At 62.0% G+C, this 4,444-nt stretch carries 4 protein-coding genes; all 4 read left to right on the top strand.

Annotated elements, in window-relative coordinates:
- Nucleotides 1-77 precede the first annotated feature (77 nt).
- Genes AC1XOS_RS20125 through AC1XOS_RS20110 form a run of 4 tightly spaced genes read left to right on the top strand, consistent with a single transcriptional unit; the run spans nucleotide 78 to nucleotide 4,330 of the window.
- Nucleotides 78-797 carry an SDR family oxidoreductase gene (locus AC1XOS_RS20125; protein WP_481964001.1) on the top strand — a complete coding sequence of 240 codons (720 nt, stop codon included), beginning with the start codon at nucleotides 78-80 and terminating at the stop codon, nucleotides 795-797.
- A gap of 26 nt (nucleotides 798-823) precedes the next feature.
- Entirely contained in the window at nucleotides 824-1,774 is a 951-nt protein-coding gene (locus AC1XOS_RS20120) for an ornithine cyclodeaminase family protein (protein ID WP_481964000.1), read from the top strand.
- On the top strand, nucleotides 1,771-3,279 hold the full coding sequence (locus tag AC1XOS_RS20115) for a gluconokinase (RefSeq protein WP_481963999.1): 1,509 nt from the start codon (nucleotides 1,771-1,773) through the stop codon (nucleotides 3,277-3,279). The genes AC1XOS_RS20120 and AC1XOS_RS20115 overlap by 4 nt, the downstream gene beginning before the upstream one ends.
- Before the next feature lie 10 nt (nucleotides 3,280-3,289).
- Nucleotides 3,290-4,330 (top strand): glycerate kinase family protein, encoded by a 1,041-nt coding sequence (locus AC1XOS_RS20110; protein ID WP_481963998.1) that lies wholly within the window; start codon nucleotides 3,290-3,292, stop codon nucleotides 4,328-4,330.
- Nucleotides 4,331-4,444 lie beyond the last annotated feature (114 nt).

Genomic DNA, 4,444 nt, shown 5'->3' with positions numbered 1-4,444 from the left:
TCCATGGCTACTCCCCCTTCGCCTTGCGGGGTGGCTCGTGTTTCGCTTCGTGAAAAAACGACGATAGAATAGCCGCTATGAGTAGGTGGCGATTGGATGGGCAGCGAGCGTTGGTAACGGGCGGAACACGGGGCATCGGGGCGGCTGTGGTGGACGAGCTTCGGGGCCTAGATGCGACGGTGCTTACTGTCGCACGCACCAACGCGGATGTTTGCGCCGATATTTCCGAGGATGGCGCAGCGGAGCTGGTGATTTCGGCGGCATGTGAGAAACTCGGAGGGCTGGATATTCTGGTCAATAACGTTGGGACGAACGTCCGCAAGTCCACGCTCGCTCTCTCAGACCCGGAGATCGAGACCGTGCTGACGACAAATCTAACCGCGGCGCTGGGCTTTTGCAAAGCTGCGCAGCCCATGCTTGCAGAGAGCCGAGGTTGTATTGTCAATATTGGCTCCGTGGCGGGAAATGTAGCGATTGGAACGGGCGTGGCCTATGCCATGAGCAAGGCGGCGCTGGATCAGCTCACGCGCTATCTGGCCGTGGAGTGGGCCGGTGCAGGGGTTCGCGTGAACTCGGTCAATCCGTTCTACACCCGCACACCACTCGCCCAGCCCGTGCTCGACGACCCAGAGCGGCTGGCACGCGTTCTGGCCAATACGCCGCTAGGACGGATTGCGGAACCGGAAGATATTGCCGCCGCTGTAGCCTTTCTCTGCCTCCCTGCCGCGCGCCATATCACGGGGCAGTGCCTCGCCGTGGACGGTGGCTTTCTGGCACGGGGTTCCTATGTCACCTAGCGGTACAACCCGGTATAATCTCTTCCATGCCTCTCTTTTTGACGGAAGACGACGTGCTCTCGGTACTGACGATGCCCGATGCCATTGCGGCTCTTGAGACCGCTTTTACTGCCCAAGCCCAGGCCGATGCACAAAACCTCCCTCGTCAGCGTATCTTTATGTCAAGTGGAGTTCTCCATCACATGGCGGCGGCGCTGCCGGCCCTCGGTGTGATGGGAACTAAGACCTATACGTCCTACTCTAGCGGAATCCAGTTCTATGTTCAGCTTTTCTCAACAGAGACCGGGGAGCTACTGGCCTATCTTGAAGGAAATCGCCTAGGCCAGATTCGCACAGGAGCGGCGACAGGCCTTGCGATCAAGCACATGGCACGCCTCGACACCCAAGTTGCCGCACTCTTTGGTGCAGGGTTTCAGGCAGAGACCCAGGCCGAGGCTCTGGTGGCGACTCTCCCAAACCTACGTGAGATTCAGGTCTATAGCCGTCAACCGCAGCGACGACAGAAGTTCTGCCAGGCAATGACGGCGCGTCTCGGGATTCGTTGTAGCTCAATGGACAGCCCCGAGGCGACGGTGCGTGGGGCTAAAGTCATCATCACCGCCACCAGTGCCTACGAGCCGATCTTGAAGGGAGCCTGGCTTACCCCCGGAGACTTTGTCGCAGCTGTCGGAGCGAACCGGCTCTCGGCCCGCGAAATAGATGAAGAGGCCGTCTCCCGTGCGCAAGTGGTGGCGGTAGACGACCTCACACAGGCCCAATTTGAGGCAGCGGAGCTCCTCTTTGCCCATGAGCGCCGGAAGTTTCTCTGGAAAAAGGCCATCCCACTCGCCGCTGTTGTGGTAGGCCGCGCCAAGGGCCGACCCGATGCAGATGCCATCACGCTCTTTAAGTCCCTAGGGGTCGCACTAGAAGACATTGCCGTAGCGGCGGTGGTCTACGAGAAAGCGAAGGAAAGGGGCCTGGGACGCCAGCTTTGAACGCGATTCTTGCCATTGACCTCGGAACCTCCTCCACCCGTGCGCGGTTGTATGAAGCCCAGACGGGCAAGCCGATTGAAGGCGCAGTCTCTCAGCGCAGCCACACGCCTCAGACCACACCCGACGGTGGCTCGACCCTGAATGCAGACTCTCTCGTACATGAGGTCGCGGCCTGCGCCGCTGAGGCCCACGAGAAAGCCCCTAAAGACTGCTGGATTCTGGGAGTCGGGCTGAGCTGCTTCTGGCACTCGATCGTGGGAGTGGATGCCGATCGTAATGCCGTGACGCCCGTCTTGCTCTGGAACGACCGGCGGAGCGCGGGCCATGTCGCCCGACTGAAAGAACAGCAGCCCGAGCTACCCAACCAGACCGGTTGCCCGTGGCACACCAGCTTTGTCTACGGCAGACTCACCTGGCTCCGCGAGGCCCAACCCGATTTATTCGCAAAGTGCCAGCAGTTTCTCACACCTGCCGCCTATATCCTGAGAAAGCTGGTCGGCGCCACGGGCGAGTCTACCTCCATGGCATCGGCATCGGGGCTCTGGGATCAGACAAAACAAGCCTGGCTCCCCGAGTGGGAGTCGCTTCTGCCCCCAATCTGCGACGCGCCCGTCTCCGCTCAGAGCTCGCCGCTCTTGCCAAGGCACCTCGCGCAGCTCCCGTGGTTTCCGCCTGTGGGAGATGGCATGGCATCTAACCTAGGCTGTGGAGCTGTGACGCCCGAGCGCCTGGCTCTGATGATCGGCACGAGTGGCGCGATGCGGGTCATGCCCCCCGCAGGCAAGCTCCCCGCACTCCCACCAGGCCTCTGGCGCTACCAGCTCGATTTGAGTCGCTGTGCCTTGGGTGGTGCCCTGACCAACGGTGGCTCGGTCTGGGCCTGGCTGGAGCAGACTCTCAAGCTCTCTGAGAATCCAACGCCCTTGCCACCCGATAGCCATGGGCTTACCGTGCTCCCGTTTCTGGCAGGCGAGCGCGCTCCGCTCTGGCGCGATGATCTCACCGCGGCGATTCTCGGGATCTCCACCTCCACCACCCCCGATGCCCTCGCCCAAGCGCACCTAGAAGCCGTGGCCTACCGATTTGCCGCTCTGCGTGACTTCCTGCGCCCCGTCGCCCCCGAAGCCGAGCTGATTGGAACCGGCGCGGGCTTGCTCGCCTCACCTCACTGGCAGCAGATCCTCGCCGATGTCTTAGGGGAGACGATCTTAGTTAGTAGCGAGGAAGAAGCAAGCTCACGTGGTGCGGCGCTCTGGGCGCGGGAGTTCCTGGGGCTTGGGACGATCCAAGACGCCCCCCTCCCCGAGATTCTCCACCGTATCACGCCCAACCCCGCCCACGCCGAAACCTACACCACCGCCCGCGCACGGCACGAAGACCTTCTCAAGACCCTCCTACCCCCAGCCCCTTCCTCCCAATCCTGGGAGGAAGGGAAGAGAGGGGAGCCAGAGGGGATAAAAATTCCCTCCTCCCAGGATTGGCACCCAGAGGGTACCCGGGGCTAGGGAGGAGGGTGTGAACGTTCTCCTCTGCCCTGACTCGTTCAAAGGCGCTCTTTCGTCCCCGGATGTGGCGGCGGCGATGGCCCAGGGCTGGCAGCGCGTCTTTCCGCGGGAAAACCCCCTCGGGCTCCCCCTCGCCGACGGTGGCGAGGGGACGCTCGATGTGCTCCTGAGTGCCACCGGCGCCGAGCGTTTTACAGAGACGGTTACGGGGCCACTGGGGGAGCCCGTGCTTGCCGCCTGGGGGCTGCTTCCCGATGGCACTGCCGTGGTAGAGCTCGCACAAGCCGCCGGACTCTGCCTCGTCCCGCATGATCAGCGCGATCCAAAAATCACCACAACATACGGGGTCGGGGAGCTTCTCTTGCAAGCGACCAAGCACACGAAAAAGCTTCTGATCACGCTAGGCGGTTCCGCGACCAACGACGGTGGCGCGGGAATCTTAGAGGCGTTTGGCGACACACAGCAGCTTGGCTACGATGTACGAATCGCCTGTGATGTGGACAATCCCCTGACGGGCCCACGTGGTGCAAGCGCGGTCTTTGGGCCACAGAAAGGCGCAACGCCGCAAGACATTGTCCTTCTCGACGGGCGCCTCGGCCAGCTCCGCGACAAACTAGGGCTAACTGAGCAACCAGGTGATGGCGCAGCAGGAGGCGCTGCCTACGGCCTGCGCTGGCTCTTTCCCGGTGCGCGTCTTGTGCCGGGCATTGAGCTGGTTTTGGATGCCATCGGATTCGAAACTCATCTCACCAATACCGATCTCATCCTCACCGGTGAAGGCAGGCTCGACAGCCAGACGCTGGGTGGTAAAGCCGTCGCCGGGGTTGCCCAACGCGCCAAAGCGCATGGCGTCCCCGTGATCGCGCTGGTCGGGAGCCTTAGCAGTGATCTCACCGGCCAGCAGCTTACCGACGCAGGCATTACCACCGTTTTCCCCCTCGCCCCCGGCCCCTGCACGCTCGACGAGTCTGTCCACAACACAGCAACATGGCTAGCCAACACCACCGAGCGCGTCGCACGACTCTATGCTCTCACGAGGAGCGCACGGTGATAATGGAAAATGAAACTGCCGAGCAACCACAGTGGTGTGTGGTGGCAAACGTACGTGAAGGCATCTACTATGGCCCGAACCAGGGCGACTGGGTACAGATCGGCACAAAGCACT

Source organism: Armatimonas sp. (assembly GCF_964826245.1).
The sequence above is the reverse complement of the archived record's forward strand: the minus strand, read 5'-3'. Positions and strand labels throughout refer to the sequence as shown.